26 protein-coding genes and 1 tRNA gene are annotated in these 24,063 nt (G+C 40.7%); 16 read left to right on the top strand and 11 right to left on the bottom strand.

All coding sequences use genetic code 11. The features are described from left to right. Positions 1-62: 62 nt before the first annotated feature. Positions 63-359, bottom strand: a complete 297-nt coding sequence (locus E2P86_RS04690; RefSeq protein ID WP_394346506.1) for a winged helix-turn-helix domain-containing protein — start codon at positions 357-359, stop codon at positions 63-65. Positions 360-368: 9 nt separating this feature from the next. Further along, entirely contained in the window at positions 369-986 is a 618-nt protein-coding gene (locus E2P86_RS04685; protein WP_085473742.1) for a hypothetical protein, read from the bottom strand. Between the two features lie 184 nt (positions 987-1,170). Between E2P86_RS04685 and E2P86_RS04680 the strand changes: the two genes are divergently transcribed. The 3 genes from E2P86_RS04680 (at position 1,171) to E2P86_RS04670 (ending at position 3,330) form a co-directional block, all read left to right on the top strand. Next, positions 1,171-1,252: transfer RNA gene (locus E2P86_RS04680), tRNA-Leu, on the top strand. A 70-nt stretch (positions 1,253-1,322) separates the two neighbouring features. After that, positions 1,323-2,657, top strand: coding sequence for a trigger factor (locus tag E2P86_RS04675; protein ID WP_085473741.1), 1,335 nt, complete (start codon positions 1,323-1,325; stop codon positions 2,655-2,657). Between the two features lie 112 nt (positions 2,658-2,769). Further along, a complete protein-coding gene (locus E2P86_RS04670; RefSeq protein ID WP_134431149.1) occupies positions 2,770-3,330 on the top strand; it encodes a GNAT family N-acetyltransferase in 561 nt (186 codons plus the stop codon). 25 nt (positions 3,331-3,355) lie between these two features. Here E2P86_RS04670 and E2P86_RS04665 read toward each other — a convergent pair whose 3' ends face one another. After that, positions 3,356-4,843 carry a DUF3943 domain-containing protein gene (locus tag E2P86_RS04665; RefSeq protein ID WP_134431146.1) on the bottom strand — a complete coding sequence of 496 codons (1,488 nt, stop codon included), beginning with the start codon at positions 4,841-4,843 and terminating at the stop codon, positions 3,356-3,358. Positions 4,844-5,002: 159 nt separating this feature from the next. Here E2P86_RS04665 and E2P86_RS04660 point away from each other — a divergent pair, with 159 nt between their 5' ends. After that, entirely contained in the window at positions 5,003-5,695 is a 693-nt protein-coding gene (locus tag E2P86_RS04660) for a hypothetical protein (protein WP_085473739.1), read from the top strand. Between the two features lie 78 nt (positions 5,696-5,773). Then, positions 5,774-6,250, top strand: coding sequence for a DinB family protein (locus tag E2P86_RS04655; protein ID WP_085473738.1), 477 nt, complete (start codon positions 5,774-5,776; stop codon positions 6,248-6,250). Positions 6,251-6,423: 173 nt separating this feature from the next. Here the strand turns inward: E2P86_RS04655 and E2P86_RS04650 are convergent, their stop codons facing one another. The 5 genes from E2P86_RS04650 to E2P86_RS04630 are packed head-to-tail and all read right to left on the bottom strand — an operon-like array spanning position 6,424 to position 10,245. After that, the gene (locus tag E2P86_RS04650) at positions 6,424-7,341 is read right to left on the bottom strand and encodes a helix-turn-helix transcriptional regulator (protein WP_206367991.1); all 918 of its coding nucleotides are present in this window, start codon (positions 7,339-7,341) and stop codon (positions 6,424-6,426) included. Between the two features lie 44 nt (positions 7,342-7,385). Then, positions 7,386-8,258, bottom strand: a complete 873-nt coding sequence (gene cysM, locus E2P86_RS04645) for a cysteine synthase CysM (protein WP_085473736.1) — start codon at positions 8,256-8,258, stop codon at positions 7,386-7,388. Continuing rightward, complete coding sequence (locus E2P86_RS04640; RefSeq protein ID WP_134431140.1) at positions 8,258-9,067, bottom strand: serine O-acetyltransferase; 810 nt, start codon at positions 9,065-9,067, stop codon at positions 8,258-8,260. Before E2P86_RS04640 ends, cysM begins: the two co-directional genes overlap by 1 nt. Before the next feature lie 19 nt (positions 9,068-9,086). Then, positions 9,087-9,470: a DUF3037 domain-containing protein gene (locus tag E2P86_RS04635; protein WP_085473734.1), complete on the bottom strand. Its 384-nt coding sequence runs from the start codon at positions 9,468-9,470 to the stop codon at positions 9,087-9,089. Then, the gene (locus E2P86_RS04630) at positions 9,448-10,245 is read right to left on the bottom strand and encodes a HipA family kinase (RefSeq protein ID WP_134431138.1); all 798 of its coding nucleotides are present in this window, start codon (positions 10,243-10,245) and stop codon (positions 9,448-9,450) included. Before E2P86_RS04630 ends, E2P86_RS04635 begins: the two co-directional genes overlap by 23 nt. A gap of 403 nt (positions 10,246-10,648) precedes the next feature. On the opposite strand from E2P86_RS04630, the gene E2P86_RS04625 reads away from it, so the two are divergent. The 7 genes from E2P86_RS04625 to gldG all read left to right on the top strand — a co-directional run bounded on the left by E2P86_RS04625 (position 10,649) and on the right by gldG (position 17,738). Then, positions 10,649-11,188, top strand: coding sequence for a DUF1599 domain-containing protein (locus E2P86_RS04625; RefSeq protein ID WP_085473732.1), 540 nt, complete (start codon positions 10,649-10,651; stop codon positions 11,186-11,188). A gap of 11 nt (positions 11,189-11,199) precedes the next feature. Further along, entirely contained in the window at positions 11,200-12,399 is a 1,200-nt protein-coding gene (locus tag E2P86_RS04620) for a BT_3928 family protein (protein ID WP_134431135.1), read from the top strand. Further along, a complete protein-coding gene (locus tag E2P86_RS04615) occupies positions 12,399-12,914 on the top strand; it encodes a shikimate kinase (protein WP_085473730.1) in 516 nt (171 codons plus the stop codon). Before E2P86_RS04620 ends, E2P86_RS04615 begins: the two co-directional genes overlap by 1 nt. An 85-nt stretch (positions 12,915-12,999) precedes the next feature. Continuing rightward, a complete protein-coding gene (locus E2P86_RS04610; RefSeq protein WP_200811816.1) occupies positions 13,000-13,863 on the top strand; it encodes a glycerophosphodiester phosphodiesterase family protein in 864 nt (287 codons plus the stop codon). Position 13,864: 1 nt separating this feature from the next. Further along, positions 13,865-14,572, top strand: a complete 708-nt coding sequence (locus E2P86_RS04605; protein ID WP_134431132.1) for an ABC transporter ATP-binding protein — start codon at positions 13,865-13,867, stop codon at positions 14,570-14,572. A gap of 56 nt (positions 14,573-14,628) precedes the next feature. Then, positions 14,629-15,207: a hypothetical protein gene (locus tag E2P86_RS04600; protein WP_085473937.1), complete on the top strand. Its 579-nt coding sequence runs from the start codon at positions 14,629-14,631 to the stop codon at positions 15,205-15,207. A gap of 113 nt (positions 15,208-15,320) precedes the next feature. After that, complete coding sequence (gene gldG / locus E2P86_RS04595) at positions 15,321-17,738, top strand: gliding motility-associated ABC transporter substrate-binding protein GldG (RefSeq protein ID WP_134431129.1); 2,418 nt, start codon at positions 15,321-15,323, stop codon at positions 17,736-17,738. Positions 17,739-17,770: 32 nt separating this feature from the next. Here the strand turns inward: gldG and E2P86_RS04590 are convergent, their stop codons facing one another. Then, positions 17,771-19,261 (bottom strand): acetyl-CoA hydrolase/transferase family protein, encoded by a 1,491-nt coding sequence (locus tag E2P86_RS04590; protein ID WP_085473726.1) that lies wholly within the window; start codon positions 19,259-19,261, stop codon positions 17,771-17,773. Positions 19,262-19,593: 332 nt separating this feature from the next. Between E2P86_RS04590 and E2P86_RS04585 the strand changes: the two genes are divergently transcribed. Both E2P86_RS04585 and E2P86_RS04580 read left to right on the top strand, forming a co-directional pair. Next, entirely contained in the window at positions 19,594-20,409 is an 816-nt protein-coding gene (locus E2P86_RS04585; RefSeq protein WP_085473725.1) for a helix-turn-helix transcriptional regulator, read from the top strand. 21 nt (positions 20,410-20,430) lie between these two features. Then, positions 20,431-21,279, top strand: coding sequence for a 3-keto-disaccharide hydrolase (locus tag E2P86_RS04580; RefSeq protein WP_085473724.1), 849 nt, complete (start codon positions 20,431-20,433; stop codon positions 21,277-21,279). 53 nt (positions 21,280-21,332) lie between these two features. On the opposite strand, the gene rpsT is transcribed toward E2P86_RS04580, so the two are convergent. Further along, positions 21,333-21,587, bottom strand: coding sequence for a 30S ribosomal protein S20 (rpsT, locus tag E2P86_RS04575; RefSeq protein WP_085473723.1), 255 nt, complete (start codon positions 21,585-21,587; stop codon positions 21,333-21,335). Between the two features lie 214 nt (positions 21,588-21,801). On the opposite strand from rpsT, the gene E2P86_RS04570 reads away from it, so the two are divergent. Next, positions 21,802-22,335 carry an RNA methyltransferase gene (locus tag E2P86_RS04570; RefSeq protein WP_085473722.1) on the top strand — a complete coding sequence of 178 codons (534 nt, stop codon included), beginning with the start codon at positions 21,802-21,804 and terminating at the stop codon, positions 22,333-22,335. Between the two features lie 118 nt (positions 22,336-22,453). After that, positions 22,454-23,326, top strand: coding sequence for a succinate--CoA ligase subunit alpha (gene sucD, locus E2P86_RS04565; RefSeq protein WP_085473721.1), 873 nt, complete (start codon positions 22,454-22,456; stop codon positions 23,324-23,326). Positions 23,327-23,395: 69 nt separating this feature from the next. Here the strand turns inward: sucD and E2P86_RS04560 are convergent, their stop codons facing one another. Next, positions 23,396-23,896, bottom strand: a complete 501-nt coding sequence (locus E2P86_RS04560) for a DinB family protein (RefSeq protein WP_085473720.1) — start codon at positions 23,894-23,896, stop codon at positions 23,396-23,398. Positions 23,897-24,063 lie beyond the last annotated feature (167 nt).

The raw sequence follows: 24,063 nt of genomic DNA, 5'->3' as shown, positions 1-24,063 counted from the left end.
GACTAAAACATTTATATTATTTTTAAAAGTACTTTGGATTTCAAAGTTATGGGGTAAAAAAATTATTTGTACTGTTGTTTTATTAAATTTTCCAGTGCTTGCAGATGCTCTTCAAAAGCTTTTTGTCCTTTATCTGTTTTCTTATAACGGGTATTAGGTTTCCTATCGACAAAGCTTTTTTCGACGGTAATGTACCCTTCTTTTTCGAGTGTTTTAAGATTTGAAGCAAGGTTACCATCGGTCAGCTCCAGAAGGTCTTTTAGCGAACTAAAGTCATACGCATCATTGGCTAACAGCACACTCATCACCTGAAGACGAATGCGATTTTCAAAAACCTTATTATATAACTTCAGATCCAACCCCACTGCTTATTCGTATTTTTTGTAAACAATAAATCCATAGATAATGTGTAGCAGGCCGAACCCACACACCCAAAACCATAAACCATAACCTGGAAAAAGTAAAGCGGCAAGGCCTAAACAAACTTCCAAAACACCTAACCAGCGTACTTCCTTAAAGGTGAATACACTCCCCGCTGATAATGCTAGCCCGTAAAAAATCAACAACGTGGAAGCGATTAATTCGTAATAGCCTTTCCAAATCAATAAAAGAGCAAAAAGACCACCAGCCATGAGAGGGACCGAAACAGCCTTGAGCATGGCTCTGCTGGTTACATTCCATACCGACTGTTTTATTTTACTGGCTTTGCGCTTCGCCATGACTACCCCCGTAATCAAAGAGGCAAGCAATACCGCCACCGCCACCACCACCAAGTAGCCCACCACACCATCGTCAGTCACATAGTGATCTCTGTAATCGAAGGTACTGCGAAAGCCGAATACTTTAATATAAGCCAGAAAGGCACCTATTAAAGCATACATACCTATCAATACGCCAGAAAGGCCCGAGATCGAAATAAATTTCGATGATTTCTCCATCATGGAGCGAATATGGCCTATTTCCTTTATTAAATCTTGTTGATCCATACAAAGCACTTTGAAATTCAAAGTAACAAAACAGAAAACATAAAAACAATAAAAAAAAATAAATTATTTGATTTTAAACACTTTAGGTGTAGATGTGGTATTTTTATCAAAAAAAAAGCAAAAAAGACTTGCAGGATATGGATTCCGTTCCTATCTTTGTGCCACAATAAAAGTCCTAATAACTGCGGAAGTGGCGTAATTGGTAGCCGCACCAGACTTAGGATCTGGCGCCGCAAGGCGTGGGGGTTCGAGTCCCTTCTTCCGCACTTGATGTCCTCCCGAACTTAAGAAACTCGGGAGGATTTTTTTTGTAATGCGTAAAAGCTATAAGAGAGTATGAATATTTCACACCAAAAACTTGACGATGTCAATGCGAACATCACAGTTGAACTAACACCAGAAGACTACAACCCTTCGGTAGATAAAGCGATTAAAGACCAAGCTAAAAAAGCAAAATTACCAGGATTCCGCCCAGGAATGGTACCTGTAGGTCACATCAGACGCACATACGGTAAAGCTATCTTGTTTGATGAAATCAATAGAGTCGTTAACGATAAGATCTCTGAATATATTGGTGAAAACAAACTAGAAGTATTAGGTCAGCCACTTCCATTGGACAGTGATACAGACGAAAAATATAAATGGGATTTCAACGATACATTCTCTTTCAATTACGAAATTGGTATCGCTCCTGCGTTTGAAATTCCTTTCTCTAAAGAGACTTCGTTCACCGCATACGAAATCAAAGCGGATGACGCTACTTTAGCTGAACGTATCAAGAACTTACGTCGTAGCTACGGTAAAATGACAAATCCTGAAGTTTCTGCTGAGGGAGATGTATTATACGCGACATTGAAACAAGAAAAAGAAGAAGGTATCGAAAAGACAACATCTGTACGTACAGATATTATCGAAGATGCAAAAATCAAAAAATCTCTAGCAGGATTAAAGAAAGATGATGTAGCGAAGATCGATGTTAAAAAAGCATTCAAAGTTGCTGACTTAGCGCGCATTCTTGGTATTACAGAAGATGAAGCAGAAGCTTTAGATGTCACTAAATTCGAACTTACGGTAAAAAACATCAACCGTTTGGAAGAGTCTGATTTAGATCAAGAATTTTTTGATAAATTATTCCCTGCTGGTGAAGTTACGACTGAGGAAGAGTTTACTGCAAAAGTAAAAGAAGAAGTAGAAAGCTTGTTCAAACAAAATGCAGATCAAAAGTTACGCAATGATCTTTATACTTTCGGTATGGAGAAAGTTGATGTTAAATTCCCAGAAGAGTTCTTGAAAAGATGGTTAAAAGCAACTAACCCGAACATCACAGACGAAGAATTGGAAGAAGGATTTGCAGATTTCTTAAGCAACTTGAAATGGACGATCATTGAAAACCGTATCGTTACAGCGAACAGCTTAGAAGTGAAATACGATGAGGTTGTTAATTTAGCAAAAGAACGTATCTATGCACAAATCAAGATGTACAACATCAATGATGAGCCTACAGACGAGCAATTAAATCAATTTGCTATGCAATTGCTTCAAGATAGAGAACAAGCAAACCGTTTGTTTGAAGAGGCTAAAGCGCTTAAAGTATTTGATTTCTTGAAAGAGAACATCAAATTGGAAAGCAAAGATATCGACTTCGTAGAATTCGAAAAATTAGATAAATAGTTTTCTTCCTCCTTTGTGGAGGTTTGAATACCCTAACATATTAAATCATCGCACAGATGGAAAGACTACTTTCTATTTATGCGATGATTTTTTTATTGCTTAACTTTGGCCCATGATAACATGTAGACCTGCGAAAGCATCTGATGCAAAAGCCATAGCGCCCATTATGCTGCTGGCCATGGAAGATATAATATATTATTTTATCGATAATTTCGATAAAGAGGAGGCTAATTCCCTCCTGACACATTTTGTTTCCCTCCCCAACAATCAGTATAGTTACCAACATATTATCGTCGCCGAGGAAGAAGGACAGATTTTGGGTCAGCTGTGTTTGTATCCGGGGGGCCAACTAGAGGCACTTCGCAAACCAATATTTGACTATATCAAAGAGAAATATAATCGTGTCCTTCCTTTAGAGAATGAAACGCAAGAAGGTGAGATATACATCGACACCATTGCTGTTTTGCCAGAAGCACAAGGGAAAGGCATTGGCAAGAAATTACTTCAATATGCTATCGAAACCTTCGTCGAACAACAAGGCGAAACGCTAGGCTTATTGGTGGATAAAGAAAATCCATCGGCAAAAAAACTATACCTGAATATGGGCTTTGCTGTTATCAAACAAGTGGATATTTTTGGTAAGGAAATGGATCATCTCCAATACCTTCCTTAGTGGTTGGGAAAAAGAGATTTACTTTTTAGAATCTAGCGTTATAGCCTATTGATATATGCCCCGATGGAAATTTACGATTAAAATCGGGGTACTTATCATCTTTGAAATGTCCTTCGAGGGCAAAATAACCTGAGCTCAGTTTTATAGAGAAGTCTTTATACACCCGTAAGTTTGCTTCAAAACTACCAGCATGCAAAATGTAATAGGAATCATTTCCACTGATGGTGTAAAAAATTGAACCATTATAATCCCCCATGAGTCGAAGCCTACGCAGCACACTTAACTCCGCACGGTAACGGTAGCTGGCGCCTGATCCATAATTATAATTTCGACTGGCACCATACAACAAATAAGGATCCGGAACGGCTGCAAGCAGTAACGCTCCTACTGCGAGACTCATATTCAACTTATTCTCCTTTTTATAACTAAAGGTCGAATTCCAGCTGTAACTTAAACTTTGTGCGCCATAGAAAAAGGCATCGTTATTATAGAAATCATAACTTGCACTCAATATACCGTAGTGCCGTCCTTTTTTGGTACTAAAGAATTCATTCCCATAAAGAAGTGCGTGTACATTCACCGCGTTAATAAATGTACTATCTCCTTTTCCAAACTCCAAATTCACATAAAATTGATCAAAAGGACGTTTGATATCTTGTGGGCCATTGCTGTACCAGAGCTGTAAGCGTGCGTATGATCCATTCTTTCCACGGTGTATGATATCTCCTTCACGCGCATCAAAACGACGCACCCCAATATTCACTTCGGTCCATATGGAAGAGGAATCGATTGCATTATACGGATCTGCCTTTCCCCACTTCCCATCCAACAAACGGTTTAAGCCATTCACTGGGTTGATAAAAAAAGCACCAATCTCATTCGAGACACGAGAACCGGGGTTCCGATGCCCACGTCCTAGAATGTTACGCGAAATACGATGGGTAATTTCACCTAACAAAATACCGCCATAGGTGGTATTAACTAAATCGTTAATGGATGGTGCTTGCGTCTCCCCTGCAGTTTCCCAAATGTAACTTCCCGCAAATGTTGCGATGCTGGACTGGTAAAAATTATAGCCATTACTTCTAAAAGCATTAAAATATAATTGTCCGTGGTAGGGGTGATCCAAGTGATTGGTTGTAAATTGGTTATCATCCCAATCCCAAGCCGAAAAACGTTGATGATCAATAAAGTTCTTGAAGGTAATATAGGAGTATGGATCTTTGGTGATAAATCGATTGAACAGTGCCGGAAAGGCCTGTGCCAGAAACCACTCTGTTCCTGCACGCCAAAACTTTTTTTCCCGCTTTACATCCTCCGGATCTTGAAATTCCTCTAACGCAATTTCTTTCGGTTTGTACTGGTTTAATTTTCGATACGAAAGGGTATCGAGGGGTAAAAAGTTAGTGTCTAAGGAAGAGGCAAAATAAACACTTTGCGCTTTTAAATCAGAACACAACAAAAGTCCGGTCAATAGAAATAAAGAATAAATAAGGAGTCGTACAATGTGCATATAAAAACTATAACCTGTTAAAGCCTTCTTACTGAACAAAGATACTTGTACGGTCTACAAATTGGCTGGTTTCTATCCAAAAGTTCCTAACAAGCATACATTTTATGTATATTTATTTGATTTTCAAATCAGTTAATAACGAATGCTAATATAAATATTATGAAAAAAACACTTCTTATTTTGATTATCTGTACTATCGGAGTACATACATTGGTAGCACAAAATAAATCGACTTTACGCGGTGCATTTCTTCATACTATAGATAACAAGAATGTACTCTGGTTGTTTGTTGATGATTATTTTTCTGCTATTAATTTTGAGAACAACCGGTACATCAGCACCACAGGCGGACCTTTCACATACGATGGGAAGACCATACACGTTTCTGTGGAATACAATGACGCCAACCCCGAGCAGATAGGCTCTACGATAGATATGCCAGTACAGGTACAGAATCAGCACCTACGGAGCAACAATATGCAATATAACCGACAGCCAGCAAAAGCACAGGATTTAGATGGCTTATGGCGTATTACCGGGCGTAAACAGGGCAACGAATTATCGACCATAACACGCGGAGATCGTAAAACAATAAAGCTTTTAGTGGATGGATATTTTCAATGGATTGCCATCAACCCCGCAGTAAAAGGTTTCTACGGCACCGGTGGAGGTACCTATGTTTTTACGGATGGAAAATACACGGAACATATTCTATATTTCTCACGAGACAATTCTCGTGTTGGAGCTGACCTTTCATTCGAGGGCAAAATCGAAGCAAACCAATGGCATCATAGTGGACTTAGTTCCAAAGGAGATCCCATCTTTGAAATCTGGAGTCGCGATAATCAATAACACTACTGACATACTGCTGTCATTACCACGTCTTACCTTTGATTTAACAAAGAAAAAGACATTTAAAAAAAATAAATCATGAACAACAGCACAATCATCAGTAAGGAAGAGTTATTAATACATTGGCAAGGACACCGCGCCCTTACTCGTCGCGTTATCGAAAAATTCCCGGAGAAGGAGTTGTTTACATTTGCGATCGGCAATATGCGCTCTTTTGCCGATATGGTTAAAGAATTATTATCTATTGCGGTCCCTGGTTTGGATGGCATTGTAAATGGAAAAACGGATGCATATAATCACGACCTAAAGTTAGATACGAAAGAAGCATTACTCAACGCTTGGGATGAATCAACTCCAAAAATCACTGCGTTATACAATCAGATTCCCGTGGAACGCTTCCATGAAGACCACAATCTTTTTGGGGAGTATAATTTCCCAATCTATCAAAACTTGTTGTATTTCGTTGATAACGAAGTTCATCACCGTGCGCAAGGGTACACGTACCTGCGTGCTCTAGCTATTGAACCGCCTTTCTTCTGGGAAAGAACGCTATAGTAAAAAGATTGTCGCTGGCACGAGCCGGCCTCTGTTTCACCTTGATATTTTTCTGCGGTTTAGCCTTCCGAAAGCGGCTTTCTGAGGGACCGCAGTCACATCTCTTCGAGGGCGCGAGCTAAAAGCCTGCCTGCGGTAGGCAGGCTTTTAGCTCGCGCCTTTTCTTGCCCCCGCTACTGCACCCGCGCCAACTGCGCTTGCAACAGCTCCCGCACCCGATCCCGCAAAAACTCCGGCTCTACAATCGTCGTCTGATCGCCAAACATCAGTACCCAACGCGCGAAACCATGTAATACCTCGCGGCATTGAAACGTCATCTCTATATAATCCTCCATCTCCCGTTCCCCTACAAAACCATAGTAGTTTCTGTCCCACTGCATATAGGCAGCAAATTTCTTCGATACCTGAATTACGACTCTAACAGTAGCCTCTGGATCGTTATCTTTCTTCAAATAATAAGCCAGCTCTTCATGCTGTTTTGTAAAGCGTTGGTTGGCGATCAGCTTAATCTCTTGAATGCGATCTAACCTAAACTGGCGATAGTCATTTCGCAATAAACAATAGGCCATAAGATACCAAAAGCCATGCTCATGAAACAAGCCAATAGGCTCAAGGTTACGTTCATCCACGGTAGCAGATCCTGATTTCTGGTAATCTACGACAACTTGTACCTTTTGTGCAATACTTTTTAGTAAAATGGAAAGCGCAGCTGGTACCTTTTGATTGAAGACATGTTCTTTCGGTTTTAAAAAAACCTTTTCTTCAACGGTTGCTATATCTTCCTTATCCGCTGTGCGTAAGATAGATTTCATCTTATTCATCGCGGTCGAGAAGTGCAGATACAAATCTTTGTCAAAGTAATTGGCAATCAGTTTTTCTGCTGCTGCAAAACTCAATGCCTCTTCTCGCGTAAAACTCGTGGGCGGAATTTTATAGCCTTGCACCAACGCATAGCCAATGCCGGTTTCTCCATAAATGGGAACACCAGCACCTTGAAGCGCTTGGATATCTCGGTAGATCGTCCGTAAACTTACCTCAAACCGAACCGCCAGGTCTTGCGCCCGAACCAAGGGCTTTGCCTGTAACAGCATGTATATATTTAAAATTCGGTCGAACCGCTTTTGAATATCCATTTTTACCCAAAAAGATCGGAGCTCAAATAACGATCTCCACGATCGCAGGCTATAAAGACAATTACCCCTTCTTCTATTTCATTCGCGACTTGCAAGGCTGCATGAAATGCGCCTCCTGTACTCATTCCTGCAAACACACCTTCCTGACGCACCAAAGCCCGAGCCTTCGCTGTCGCATCTTGCTGAGAGATATCGATAACACGATCTACATGCGTAGGATTAAATATTTTCGGCAGATATTCTTGTGGCCATCGACGAATTCCTGGAATCGAGGCCTCCTCCGTCGGCTGGCATCCCACAATTTGTATATTTGGATTCTGTTCTTTCAAATACATAGAACATCCCATAATGGTACCTGTTGTTCCCATAGCGCTCACAAAGTGCGTTATCTGGCCTTCTGTATCACGCCAGATTTCCGGCCCTGTACTTTTGATATGCGCTTTATAGTTATCTGGGTTAGCAAATTGATTTAGAATAAAATAATCCCCACTTGCTCCCTTTTCCTCCGCATAATCACGACAGATCTCCATGGTTTCCAAAAGAGTCACCTTTGCACCATACGCTTCCATGGTAAGTGTTCGCTCCCGTGTGGAGGTAATGGGCATAACAAGCTCTAACGAAAGTCCATACATACACGCAATCATCGCTAAAGCAATCCCTGTATTACCCGAAGTCGCCTCAATAAGCTTTGTGTCTTTATCGATTTCTCCGCGTTCCATCGCAGAACGAATCATGTTCAATGCGGCTCTATCTTTCACAGATCCAGCCGGATTATTTCCTTCCATCTTCGCATAAATCTTCACTTTCGGATTGGTATGAAAGGAACGAATTTCCACCAGTGGTGTATTACCGATAGTTTGTATTATATTTCCCATTAGACAACAGGTTTAGAGTCAATAAATTTTGAATTAGGCTGATGATACACCGTTGTATACGGCTCAATACTAGCCGTCAACCAAACGTTACCACCGATTACGGAATGATGGCCAATGATCGTTTCTCCCCCTAATATAGTGGCGCCCGCATAGATGATAACATGATCTTCAATGATAGGATGACGCTGTGTATTGGCCATATTCTTGGCGACACTTAAAGCCCCCAAGGTCACCCCCTGATACAGTTTCACGTGGTTACCAATAATACAGGTCTCGCCAATAACCAGTCCCGTTCCATGATCAATATGTAAATGGTCACCGATGGACGCACCGGGATGGATATCAATCCCAGTTTTGGAATGTGCATACTCCGTTAAAATACGTGGTATCAAAGGAATGCCAGAACGCCATAACTGATTGGCTATACGATAAATACAGATTGCTGTAAACCCCGGATACGTACGAATCACTTCCCGCAGACTCTGCGCTGCAGGATCCCCTTCCATAATCGCTTGTGCATCGGTCAACATCACGTGGTATACGCCTGGTAGATCTTGATAGAATAGATGTGAAATACGTGTATTATCACAATCGGAACAAGCCTTCGTTTTCACGAGCAGTTCCAATAATACTTTCTCGGAAGCGGCAAAAGCCGCCCGCACCGCATCCACATCTTTCAAGCTTGCCGAACTACGGTCAGGGAACAAAAGATGCAGCAAACTCGTTGCCCATGCCGCAATTCGTTTATTGCTAGGCATGTCTTGTACTTCGCGTTGCTTTTGGTAAATATGGTTGTAAAAATCTTCCATAAACACAAATCTACTATTTCTATAGAACTAATTTTTTAAAAAGTTCATCTAATGTTTCTGCCGCAGACACACAAGTCCCCGGATGGGTTACCGAACATTGAACCATCGTGCTCCTTTTGGCCGTCAGCCAACGGAACCTTTCCGGTTGCTCCAGCTCAGCAAGTCGTCCACCAGACTTGTCTCCCACACATATCCGTTGAAAAGAATCTAAGTGCTTTTTGATGATCTCCAAATCCACAGTAGGATCCAACGCTTTGCATTTTGCTTCGTCTACATAAATTTTCACCTGTGCGAATTTTTGCTTTCGACAATATAATGCGACCCCTACATTCACGAACTCATCGCGCTCCACACGTGGCACCACCCGCACCACGGCATACTCATATACGGTTCTTTCGCTCATGTTCAATCTGGTTTAAAAAAATAGTTGCATGGGCCAGTCGCTTCACTAAAAAAGATACATACACTTCCCGTACCTCATCTGCCGTTAGATCACGTCCCTCTTCCTGAAGCCATTCATCCGGTATTATGGCTAATACATTGCGCAGGTTTTCCGCTGTAAATAAAGGGCTGTACGTGGCGTGCACTTGTTCGACTTCACTTGCATATTTTAATAATACATGATCTTTAATCTGAATAAATGGCTTTACGGCCTGCTCTTCCCAATTGTCCCAGCTATGATGAAAATACAATGCTGCACCGTGATCGATAAGCCAAAGGTCTCTGTTCCAAACCAACATATTAGTATTGCGTACCGTCCGGTCCACATTCATCAACAGCGCATCAAGCCATACAATTTTTGAGGCTTCAAGCTCCGTCACGGCATCCACATTAGCATCAAAAGTCAATGCGCCACTTAAAAAGTGAACCCCTAAATTCTGACCTACTGAAAAACGTAATAAATCCTGTATCTCTTCATCAGGTTCCATACGTGCAAACGACTCGTCCAAGTCTGCAAAAACCATCTCCGGCATCCGCAGTCCCATAAACCGAGCCAACTCACCACCGATCAACTCCGCAACCAGCGCCTTTTTCCCTTGTCCTGCGCCACGAAATTTTATGACATAACTGAACCCATCATCAGCATCCACCAAACCCGGGAGTGATCCTCCCTCCCGGAATGGTTGTACATAGCGCGTAATATTAACGCTGCGTATTTCCGGCTTAAATACCTTCATTTTTTATCTATTTTAAACAACCAATAAATCGATCTCCATTTAAAGCGCACAGCCCCGCTATACCTAACAACTTCCCAAAGGCATGTTGTGTTTTAACTTTATCATAGCTTGTGGAAGTGCTGCCACCCGGTATCTTCTTACCTCCGGCATACCTTTTGAAGCGCCATTTCCAAATCTAATCATAGTTCTATTCTCTACAATCAAACTTATATATTTTTATAATACAATAAGACATTAATCTGACGCGCCCAAAACGGTGTTCACAGGAAGGAAATACAACTGTCCGACACGACTGCTTCTGGTTCACTGTTTTTTGATGTTTCAGCAGGTCTTGCATATTGCTTATGCAGGCGAATTTATCTAGATTTGTATATCTTCTTGATTTCAGAGACCAACAACATACATGGATACAACGGCAGAATACAATAGCGTTATCTCGCATTGCAAAGATTTATTCTTAAAAAAGACAAAAGACTACGGCACCGCATGGCGAATAATGCGTCCGGCATCAATCACCGACCAAATTTATATTAAGGCACAACGTATCCGTACATTGGAAGTCAAAAAAGTATCAAAAGTCGGCGAGGGAATTACAGAAGAGTATATCGGTATTGTTAACTATTGCGTCATTGCGATGATGCAGCTGGAGATTCCGGAAGAGGAAGGTGAAAACTTGGCTTACGAAACTGTAAGCAAACAATATTCGGAAAAAGTGGATGAAACACGCGATCTTATGCTAGCCAAGAATCATGATTATGGGGAAGCATGGAGGGACATGCGTATATCTTCTTTGACGGATCTTATCCTGATGAAATTACATCGGGTCAAACAAATTGAAGATAATAATGGAGCAACCTTAGTATCCGAAGGCTTGAAAGCCAATTATCAGGATATGCTGAACTACGCCGTATTTGCACTGATCAAACTGGGACTCGCACAATAATAAACAGACACATGGAAACGAACTTTACCCCTACACAGAACAAAAAGATTAATTTTATTGATATTCTACTCGGATTTAGTCGATTTTTTGTCGGTCTTTTATTCATCTTTTCCGGCTTTATTAAAGCGAATGACCCTACCGGGTTTGGTTATAAACTACAAGAGTATTTCCATGTCTTTCACATGGATTTTCTCAACGATTATAGCACTTGGATTGCCGTAGTCATTTGTGGATTTGAAATTATTATGGGTGTTTTTCTTCTGCTTGGTCTGTATCGTAAAACTGTTGCATGGGGACTTTTGCTACTCATTATTTTCTTCACTTTTCTAACGTTCTATTCTGCTTTCTTTGAAGTCGTTACCTCTTGTGGTTGCTTTGGCGATGCCATTCCACTAACTCCTTGGCAGTCGTTCATCAAAGATTTGGTTTTACTGGTCTTTATCCTCGTTATTTTCAAATACCACGAACGCATAAAACCAGTAATCAGCTCGAGCGGCAAGCGCAGCTTCGCAGCGACAGCAACCGTATTGATTTCTTTCGGAATAGGCATTTACACCGCTTTATTTTTACCATTCATCGACTTCTTGCCATACAAAGTAGGGAATAAGATTCCGGACCTAATGGTTCTACCGGAAGGAAAAGAAGGAGATGTTTTTGAGTACATCTATGAAATAAAAAATAAGGCTACAGGTGAAACGAAAAAGGTGACTGACAAAGAATACATGGATGGAATCTGGGAGGATGATAATTGGGAAGTGATTGGCGAACCTACCTCTCGACTGATTAAGAAAGGATACCAAATTCCCATTCCTGACCTTCTCATTTCGGATGCCGAAGGTAATGAAGTAACACAAGAAATTATTACATCGCCATTTTATAATTTCATTGTTGTGAGCACGTATATCGATAAGTTATCTACGGCAGATGTTATTGCGTTGGATCGGATTAACACCATAATCCGTGATCTGTCGACGCAAGAAAATCTACGCGCTGTATTGCTTACAGCAAGCTCCTCCGATGTGGCTTCTAAACTAAACACAGATATGGATCTAGTACTTGAAACTTTCTATGCTGATGCTGTTCCTCTTAAAAGCATGGTACGCTCTAACCCTGGCGTACTCTTAATGCAGAATGGCGTAGTGTTAAAGAAATGGTCTAAGCTAAACTTCCCTTCGAAGGAAGAGTTGGAAAAAACATACCTACAAAAATAATGGATAAACCTATTTTTTTAATTGGTTTTATGGGGAGTGGAAAAACCACCTGGGGCAAGAAATTGGCAAACCGTTTAAACAAAAAATTTGTAGACCTGGATCATGTACTGGTTGAAAAAGTAGGTATGTCAATACCGACTTACTTTCAAATATACGGGGAGCAGAAATTTAGGGAACTGGAAAGTCAGACACTAAAAGAACAGATTGCACCAGATACCGTTATTTCTACCGGTGGCGGTAGCCCTTGTTATTATGATAATATGGCTTGGATCAATGAGAATGGGCTTTCACTTTATCTTTATCTAAGCCCAAAAGCGTTGCATGGTCGATTATCTCAATCCAACATCGAAAGTCGACCGGCCTTAAAAGGGTTACAAGGTGAGGATCTGCTTGCTTTCATTGACGAAAAATTAACGGAAAGGGCTCCTTTTTATACGCAAGCTCATATCCAAATTGATCAAATCAATGCTTCATTGGACACCATTTGCCAGCAAATAGAAAACTATGTTAAATAGGAAGAAACCTATATTATCCACAATCCTACTTCTAACAACAGTTTTACTGTTTGCAAGTTGTTTTCGAAATAATAACGCTTCGGATATGGTGCATGTTAGCAATCATAATCAGGTGTTTAATTTCGAAACCGTAGATGACTTATACCGTTTCCTGACCTATTCTGAAAAGAGAGTACCTCTGATTAGTGCACACCGCGGAGGACCTGCGGCTGACTATCCGGAGAATGCAATAGAAACATTCCAACGTATAGCCTATAAAACACCGGCCATTATAGAGTGTGATATCGCCTTAACCAAAGATTCTGCCTTAGTGCTTATGCACGATGAAACATTACAACGCACGACAACAGGAAAAGGGCGCGTAGGTCGACATACTTTAGAAGAACTACAAGAGCTAAATCTAAAGGATGTGGATGGAAAGGTAACGAAATACAAAATACCAACGCTAGAGGAAACCCTGCTTTGGGGTGTAGGAAAGGTCATTTTCACGCTAGATGTTAAACGTAACGTCCCTTACCGACTTGTGATCGATGCCATTCGTAAAGCGAAGGCAGAAGCCTACGTTGTGGTTATTACCTACAGTGCAGATCAAGCGGCTGTCGTGCATAACTTGGCACCGGAACTTATGATTTCAGCATCAATACGTAGTGCCGAAGATCTTATCCGATTAAATGATCGCGATGTGCCAGACACCCGTATCGTTGCTTTTGTTGGCACATCTCCTATTGATAAGAAGGTTACGGACTTGCTTCATCAACATGGCATTTTGTGCATTCTTGGTACCATTGGTAACTTAGACCGTCAAGCCATGCAACGCGGGGAACAGGTGTACGCAGAATTTATAGAAAATGGCGCTGACATCTTGAGCACAGATAGACCGCTGGAAGCAGCAAAATCACTAGATTACTACATTCGAAAAAGAGGATTATCCTCTCCCTATATCAATTAATATGTCTGTAAAAGTTGAACGTCTCACCAAAATATACGGGACACAAACAGCACTCAATGATCTAAGCTTCACGATTGGCACAAACCGAATTGTAGGATTCTTAGGACCCAATGGGGCTGGAAAATCAACAACCATGAAAATCCTTGCTGGTGTACTCGCTCCTACCAGTGGAAACGGTGAAGTTCAAGGGATCCAGATAGGACAACATTCTTTCGCCGCGAAAAAAAAACTGGGGTACCTTCCGGAAAACAACCCACTCTATTTGGATATGTACGTTCGAGAAATATTGAACTACGAAGCTGAAACACATCAGATAAAAAATAAACAACAACGGATAGACGAGGTAATACACCTTACAGGTTTACAAGAGGAGCAACACAAAAAAATCCAGCAATTATCCAAAGGGTATAAGCAACGCGTAGGCCTAGCGCTTTGTATCATCCACAATCCTCCCGTTCTGATCTTAGATGAACCGACGTCGGGGTTGGACCCCAATCAAATATTGGAAATCCGTAGTTTGATCAAGGAACTGGGGCGTGAAAAAACAGTGTTGATATCCACGCACCTGATGCAGGAAGTGGAAGCTATCTGCGATGAAGTAATCGTAATTCATAAAGGCATTCTTCGGGAGCACGCGTCCATTACAGACTTAAAAACAAAGTATCCGAACCAATCTATAGAGGAAATTTTTGTACAATTAACGAAATAATCTAAACATTTTAGCGCGATATGTGTTATTATCTAAACTTAACACACAGAATGTTTATGAGAAAATCTTTATTATCAGCGGCTTTTTTAAGCATTTTTGCTTTGGGCGTTCATGCTCAAAAGATTGAGACACGTCCTCAACATAGTGCCAACGTGGGCTTAACACCGATAAAACAGGGCAACTGGATGGTTGGAGGTTCACTAGCAAATATTGGATATAGCTTTGAAGGCAAAGCTTTTAATATCAATCTACAGCCTAGAGCAGGATATTTTGTGTCCAACGGTATTGCAATTGGTGCACAAGCGAACTTAGGCTTTACTGCGGTAAAGGGGACCGATAACGAATGGAACTATGGTATCGCTCCATTCCTACGTTATTACTTACCACAAGGCGCTTCCTCTACAGGTCGATTCTTTGCCCAAGGAGATATTGGTATTGCCGGAAGTTCAGTCGGTAAAGATGTGTCTCTAGCATTAGGTGCAAATCTTGGTTATGCACACTTCATTACACAAACTGTTGCATTAGAGGTAACAGCCGGTTACAATTACACAAAATCCAATGTCAATTTAGGCGATAAGGCCTCGGGGCTAGGTGTGGGATTAGGTTTCCAGATCTATTTACCGGGTAAAAAATAAATGTCGCATTATTTACAACTTTTTAATCTAGAAAGCACTATCCGCGAGGGACGGTGCTTTCTTGTTTTAGAGCAATCATTTTCCTAAATTCGAAGCAACAAATCAGACTACAATTGCGCAGTATATACATAAAAGAAGTTGCTTCTTACTTCAATTCCTTGATTGGCTACTTAGCCATTGCTTTTTTCCTTCTGATAACGGGTCTTGTTGTTTGGGTCTTTCCAGATACTTCGATCCTCTCCTCAGGATATGCCTCCCTATCAGGGTTTTTCACGATCGCCCCGTATTTATTTATGTTTCTTATACCGGCGATCAGCATGCGCTCCATTGCGGGGGAAAAAGTGGATGGAACCTTTGATCTCTTGCGGAGCAGGCCGCATACTTTTTTCGACATTGTTTTGGGCAAATACCTCGGTATTATCACCATAGGTCTACTCGCTATACTACCAACACTCCTTTATGCAGCATCGGTATACCTCCTTGCCTTTCCTTCAGGAAATATTGATATCGGAAGTATTATCGCCTCTTATTTGGGACTATTCTTTCTTATGAGTAGCTACGGTGCGATTAGTATCTTCTGCTCCAGTATCAGCAATAATCCGATCGTGGCCTTCTTACTTGCCGTCTTTGCGTGCTTTATCGCGTTTTACGGTTTCACAGCAATCAGTGATCTTCCTAGCTTAGCTAACACCACGAGTTTTATTCGAAACTTAGGTATCCAAGAGCATTACGACAACATTAGCCGAGGTGTTTTAACACTGTCTGATTTTGTATATTTTCTGTCGCTAAGTGCGCTGTTTATTCTCTTTACCCGTGGGCATTTAGGGAGGTCGTTCACACCACGTAAACGTACATTGACTGCATATACAATTGCTATTGTTGTTTTTTTTACACTAAACAGCACCGCACTGCTTCCTGCAGCATGGCGTATAGACTTCACCACTGATAAACGTTTTACACTAACTGAAACAAGTAAAGATATATTAGCGAACCTTCAAGAAGATGTAAGCATTACGGTTTTCTTAACCGGCAAAATGCCGAGTGGTTTTGAACGGTTACAGACCGCGACAACAGATCTCTTGACAGACCTTAAATCATATGCTAAGGGACGTCTACATTTCAATGTCATAGACCCATTGAGTGGAAATCAACAAGAACAACAAGCCTTTATCCAAGCATTGCAGGAACGTGGTATCACGCCGACCAATATTAGTGTAAAAACTGATGCCGGATTTAGTCAACAACTGGTGTTCCCTAGTGCCGTTGTTGCTACAGCCGAACAAGAAATTACGGTCAATTTATTGCAACAGAAGAATGCTGCAAAACCAGAAGAAGCCTTAAACAACTCAATAGAAAACCTGGAGTATGCTTTTCTGTCTGCCATTCATAATGCGACACAATCAACGCCCAACTTCATTGGTTTTACGGAAGGACACGGGGAACCTTCGGACCTGGAATTGCAAGATGCGATGCAAAGTTTAATGCCGGCTAACCAGGTCGGTCGTGTACACCTCAATGAGGTCACCTATGCTTCCCTTCAGCAGCTGAAAGTAATCTTTATTGTTAAACCCACCACTCCTTTCTCCGAAGCCGATAAATATAAACTCGATTATTTTATCCGTCAAGGTGGACGTGTCATCTGGGCAATAGATCAGATCGATGCCAGCTTAGATTACCTACGAAAGACGGGAAGCCAACCTGTAATCGGACGCACATTAAACTTGGATGATCAACTTTTCTTATATGGAGCTCGCCTAAATTACAATCTGTTGGCAGATCTAAACTGTAGCCAAATTCCGCTGTCCATGGGAAGCGTGGCAGGACAATCACAGATCCAGCTCGCTCCGTGGTATTTTTATCCGATCTTAATGCCGACCTCAACGAATCCTATTCTCAGGAATCTCGATGGGATACGTACAGAGTTTATTGGAACGGTGGATACGTTGGAAACAAATGGAATAAAGAAAGAGATTTTGCTCAGCAGCTCTCCTTTCGCACGAACCATCACAACCCCGGCTCCTATCTCGCTCCAGATGGTGGAAGAAGCACCGGATCCCGTGAAATTTAGAACTAAACCGATGCCGGTAGCTGTTCTATTGACCGGTAAATTTCCGCATCTGTTTGAAAACAGACCCACACCTGCAGGTATTACAGAAACAGCACCTCCCTTGGAAACCAAGGATACGAAGATGGTCGTTATCGCCGATGGTGATTGGCTTATCAATCAGACAAACAATAAAGATCAATCTCCTTATCCGCTTGGTTGGGATCGCTACACGGAACAACAATTCGCGAACAAATCGTTTATGTTAAATATGGTAGACTATCTATTAAACGATGAACGCTTTATTAATTTAAGAAACAGAGAAGTCAAGCTACAGTTACTAGACCAAGCGAAGGTAAAAGCAGAGAAAACAACCTGGCAAGTTATCAATGTCGTAGCTCCGGTGCTCCTTCTATCAATCATTGCACTATGTCAACAGTTATGGCGACGCAAGAAATATGGTCAAATAAAAAGGGTGCAACAGTAAATTGCACCCTTTTTATTTGGACAGGTCGAAACCTATTTTTTCATTGAGCCTGTTTCTGTCAGGCGTATATGCCAGCTAAAAGCCTCTTCTAACAAATGTGGGGTATGTCCGCCACGCGCGCAAGCACGATCAAAATACGACTGTAGCTCTTCTTTAAAATCTGGGTGCACACAGTTATCGATTATTTTTTGCGCTCGCTCACGCGGAGCTAAACCACGTAAATCAGCCAAACCAATATCGGTTACCAGAATATCTACATCATGCTCGGTATGGTCCACGTGCGATACCATCGGCAAGACATGCGAGATCGTATCATTTTTGGAAGCGGCCTGCGTAACGAAGATACTAAGGTATGCGTTTCGGGCAAAATCTCCAGAACCACCAATTCCATTCATGATCTTCGTTCCTGTAATATGCGTAGAGTTTACATTACCATATATATCAAACTCAATTGCCGTATTGATTGCAATAATTCCTAATCGCCGAATTAAACCTGGCGTATTTGATATATTCTGCGGACGTAAAACGATCTTATCGCGATACTTCTGTAGGTTTCCAAAAACTCGTTCGTAGCATGCAGCAGATACCGTAATAGAGGAAGCTGATGCAAAGGATAATTTACCGGAATCAATCAAATCAAAAGTACTGTCCTGTAATACCTCAGAGAACATCGTTAAATCATAAAAATTACTCTCTTTGAAGCCTGTCAATACCGCATTTGCTACTTTCCCGATACCAGCTTGCAAGGGTAACAACCGGTCTGTTAGATGACCCAACTGAACCTCATTTTCGAAAAATTTGAGAATATGATCTGCAATAGCCGTTGTTTTATCATCTGGCTCAGCAATATCAGCAGGACTATCTTTTAAATCTGTAAAGACAATCCCTACGATTTTATCAGGATTGATGGGGATAGAGCGTCGACCTATTTTATTCCATGGCGCAACGATAGGAATAACGTTACGGTGTGGATAATCTTCTGCTTGATAAATATCATGAATTCCATACACATCCGTTGGAATTGCGGTATTAATTTCAATAATCACTTTATCTGCAAGCTCCGCGAAAGTAGCGGAATTACCAACAGAGGTTGTAGGCACTAAGCTACCATCACGATCTATGTACGCAACTTCGATAACAGCAATATCCACTGGTGGCAGATTTTTATTATGTAGCAACTCCGCGCTCTCACTCAAGTGTTGATCTATAAAAAGAACTTCTCCAGCATTGATCTTATTTCGCAGAACACGGTCTACCTGAAAGGGCATTCTTTTTTTTAGTGCCCCTGCCTCAGCAAGCTTTCCGTCGGTATCATGCCCCAGTGAGGCTCCTGTCATCAGGGTAATCTTTAATTCCTCATGCTTAGCGCGTTCAGCAAGTGCCGCAAGAACAACCTTACTATCTCCAGCTTTCGTGAAACCACTAGAACCAACCACCATATCGTTTTCGAAGAATTTGACAGCATCTTCGGCAGACATAACTTTGTCTTTCAGTCTTTCTAACTTAATTCTATCGTAGGACATATTGAAAATTTAAAAACATCTATCTATATAAAAGTCGTATAGAGACGACAATTATAAGCATATTTTGATTGCACATTTTATTATTTATAGCCAGTTAATTATCGCTGCCTCGCATAAATTTACAAAATATTATAGTTCAATAGATTACATCTTTAAGACACAAAGAACACAAAACAGCAAACATCTGTATAACAGTTGTTTAAATAAATAATTTACTAAGTAAGCGCTGACTCGCCCTATTATAAAGCGATAAACATGAGGTAAGCGAATACTCACCTTTTTGGTTATCTCATTAAAAAACAGGAAATTTACAGCGGTGAGAAATAAATAATATGGACAATAAGCAATATGTTGATAAATACTACATGACGGAGGTTGATTCCTTTGAAGACAGTATCTATTGCCATCACGCAATGATGGGTGAAAATTTCATTGCAGAACACAAACATAATAAAGATCAATTCTTATACACAGAGGGTGGTATCGTATTTCTGAAGACCGAAGAGAAATCATACTTTCTTCCAGCGCGTCACTATATATGGATTCCGGCAGGCACTAAGCATAGTATACACCCGAGCAGTCCAGAGGTTGTGATGCGTAATTTATATTTTCCACGCTTCGATACCGATACGGCTTTTTACAAGAAAGTAAACATCTATCCAGTGAATGACCTCTTGATTGAGTTTATTATGTTTACAAACAGATGGACAGGAAACATATTCCCCGTGGAAGAGCCAAAATACTCCATTGCAAAAGCTTTTAAACTTATTTTACCAGAAATATCAAGAACAGAACTCCCCTTAGCATTGCCTTATCCAAAGCATGACAAACTAAAGGATATCGTTAAATACCTGGAGGAAAAGATTGATGAGAATGTTGGTTTCAAAACGATTGCTAAAGAGTTTGATGTTAGTGAACGGACTTTGGCACGTCTTTTTCAAAAAGAACTGAACATGTCTTTCATACAGTATTATACAATCTTACGCATGTTAACAGCATTGAAGCTCCTTTTGGATGAAAAAATGAGTGTCAATGAAGTTGCAATGCGTGTTGGATACAGTAGTTTACCTACTTTCAGTAACACCTTCAATAAAATTATCGGAGTTCGACCTAGCGAGTACGTAAAGAATAAAAATCTACTACTTTAAATATAACTTAAACCAACTTATATGAAACTCAATTTATTTAGTGCACTTGCGGCAAGTGCACTCTTACTGGGTTGTGCCACGAGCTCAAACTCTGTAACAAACAACAAGCTGCCTAAACCGATCCAGCTATTCAACGGAAAAGATATTAAAGATTGGACGCCAAAGATTAGATTACACGAGGTCGGTGAAAACTATGCCAATACCTTTCGTGTTGAAGATGGTTTATTAAAGGTAAGATACGATGGCTATGATGATTTCAAACAACAATATGGCCATTTAGCCTACAATAAAGCATTTGGCTATTACCTACTCAAGGTAGAGTATCGTTTCGTAAACGAGCAGGTAAAAGGTGGAGAAGGCTGGGCTTGGCGTAATAGCGGAGCGATGTTACATGGTCAAGATCCTAAGACAATGCTTAAAGACCAAGATTTCCCGATTTCTATCGAAGGTCAATTTTTAGGGGGGAATGGTAAGGATGCCCGTACCACGTCAAACTTATGTACACCGGGGACTAATGTTGTTATGAAAGAGAAACTTTTCACACCACATTGCATCAGCTCTACTTCAAACACATATCACGGTGACCAATGGGTAACCGCCGAGTTTCTCGTTCTGGGTGATTCCGTTATCAAGCATATCTTAGATAAACAAGTTGTTTTGGAATATCAAAAACCACAAATCGGAGGCGGTAATGTGGATAAGTATGATCCCGCTCAAAAACAAGATGGTAAATTATTGGATAAAGGTTTTATTTACCTACAAAGCGAAAGTCACCCCATCGATTTTAGGAAGGTTGAGCTATATGACCTTAGCCCCTATAAAAACAACAAGGCTAAACTAGACCAAGTGGTTGAGTTGCTAACGAAATAACAAGAAAAGGGGATGTAAAATATACATCCCCATATTTTTTTTCAAACAATAAATTATGCTAACTTATTAACGAATTTCGTTAATTTAGATTTATTGTTAGATGCTTTTTTCTTGTGGATAACATTTTTCTTAGCCAAACGATCAAGCATAGAAACAACTCTAGGCAACAATACTTTTGCTTCAGTAGCATCAGTAGTATTACGAAGTTTTTTAATTGCGTTACGTGTAGTTTTTGCTTGGTAACGGTTTCTTAAGCGTTTCGCTGCGTTCGCTCTAATTCTTTTAATCGCTGATTTATGATTTGCCATTTCTCTTAGCTAATTTTATTTTCTTACTTATACTAATTTCGGAATGCAAAAATAATCAGATTAAACCAATATTCAAAATCTATTTTCAGTTTTGTGCATAATATTATACAAACGGCTCCCCTACTGTAAATGGACGAGCTAAATTGGTCGAAAACAGTTACTAGGTATCCAGCATTCATGGCTTGTATTCACAAATAACTTCTTATTTTTGTACATGCAAAAATTATCTATGGATCAGTTGAACCGTCCTGATGTGGACGCCTTCAAGAACCTACAGAAAACCCCTATTATTGTTGTACTTGACAATGTCCGCAGTCTACACAATGTTGGATCTGCATTCCGTACTGGCGACGGCTTTGCCATTGAAAAGATAATGCTGTGCGGAATTACCGGCACTCCGCCACACCGTGAGATTGAAAAGACAGCGCTTGGCGCCACCCAGTCTATCACATGGAGTTACCATAAAGATGTGGCCGAAGCCATCCAACAGGCGCAAGCCGAAGGGGCCAAAATAGTAGCCATCGAACAGGCCGAAGGAAGTATCCCTCTCCAAGAGTTTACCATCTCGGAAGGTGAAAAATACGCACTTTTTTTTGGCAATGAAGTTCATGGCGTTTCCGAGGAAGTCATGGAACAGGCAGACGCTTGTATTGAGATACCACAGTTTGGCACAAAGCATTCCTTAAATGTATCAGTTACCATAGGTATAGTGTTGTGGGACCTAGTCGGTAAGATGAAACTCGTATAAAAAGATTAACTTTAACCTGCGAATATCTACTCTTTCAAAAAAATGGCTGAATTGCGTAAGCTTAATTTTTAGAAGTCGTTGCAAAATAGTAGATTTGCTTTGCAAAAAAACAGAAAAAATGAGTGTACTAGTAAATAAAGATTCAAAAGTAATCGTACAAGGCTTTACTGGGAACGAAGGCACGTACCACGCTTCCCAAATGATTGAATATGGAACGAATGTAGTAGGTGGTGTAACACCAGGAAAAGGTGGACAAACCCACTTAGATCGTCCAGTATTCAACACTGTACAAGATGCAGTAGATAAAGCTGGTGCTAACGTTTCTATTATTTTCGTTCCCCCTGCATTTGCTGCAGATGCTATCATGGAAGCTGCTGCTGCTGGGATTGAAGTTATCGTTTGTATTACAGAGGGTATCCCTACGAAAGATATGATTCAAGTAAAATCTTACTTGAGTGACAAAAACTCACGCTTGATCGGTCCTAACTGTCCAGGTATCATCACAGCTGAAGAAGCTAAAATTGGTATTATGCCTGGTTTTATCTTCAAAAAAGGTAAAGTAGGTATCGTTTCTAAATCAGGTACGTTAACATACGAAGCAGTTGACCAAACAGTAAAAGCTGGTTTAGGTATCACAACAGCAATCGGTATTGGTGGTGACCCAATTATCGGTACAACAACAAAAGAAGCTGTTGAGTTATTAATGAATGACCCAGAAACAGAAGGTATCATCATGATCGGTGAGATCGGTGGTGGTATGGAAGCTGAAGCTGCAAACTGGATTAAAGAACATGGTACTAAACCTGTTGTTGGCTTTATCGCTGGACAAACAGCGCCTCCAGGACGCCGTATGGGTCACGCTGGTGCGATTGTAGGTGGTGCTGACGATACAGCTGCTGCTAAAATGAAAATTATGCGCGAGTGTGGTATCCGTGTGGTAGAATCACCTGCAGAAATCGGTGCAGCAATTGCAGAAGAATTAGCAAAATAGTTGTACGACATCTATAGATAAAAAAGGTTAGCAATTTGAATTGCTAACCTTTTTTTATGTTATATAACATTAGCCTTGATTTTCATCGGCTGATGGTCCATATAAACCCGGTACAGGAATGTCCAGCATTCGTAAATAAACCGTTAACTGGCCACGGTGATGGATCAAATGGTTGTTTACCACATAGCGCATAGCACCGGCTCTCGGCATCTTTGCAATCACATACTCCGGTCCGGCCTGCATTGTCCAATCTTCCCCCCAGCTTTCGTCCGTTGCATTTTCTATTGCCGCCTTGTTCAACGCATACCCTTCATCCAACATCTGACGTAACTCCGCGATAGAAGATACCGGCTTTGGATTAAAATCTGTCTTGAAGTCGAACACAGTCATCGGAATAACAGTAGCTACCCAATTGTGCAGCCCAACAATATGGTAAGCCAAATCTTTAACAGACATGGATTTCTCATGCGGTCTCCAATCCAAATGTTCATCTGTAAGCCGCTCTAAAATACGTCTCGTGCTTTGCGTCTCGCGCTCTAACTCTATTAATAAACTCCTCTTTAGTCCCATAAGATTTAATTTTACTGTTAAATTAATCAAAAAAGGGGAAACAAAAAATCCTTAAAACATATGCGAATTATTTTATCCATTATCTAATGTTTACATAATAGTCGCATTGTACAGTCGTAATGACAGAAAGGACAACCTGTATATGTAAGCATTTTTTATTAATTTCA

It is taken from the genome of Sphingobacterium psychroaquaticum, assembly GCF_004421025.1.
Classification (GTDB): domain Bacteria; phylum Bacteroidota; class Bacteroidia; order Sphingobacteriales; family Sphingobacteriaceae; genus Sphingobacterium; species Sphingobacterium psychroaquaticum.
The sequence above is the reverse complement of the archived record's forward strand: the minus strand, read 5'-3'. Positions and strand labels throughout refer to the sequence as shown.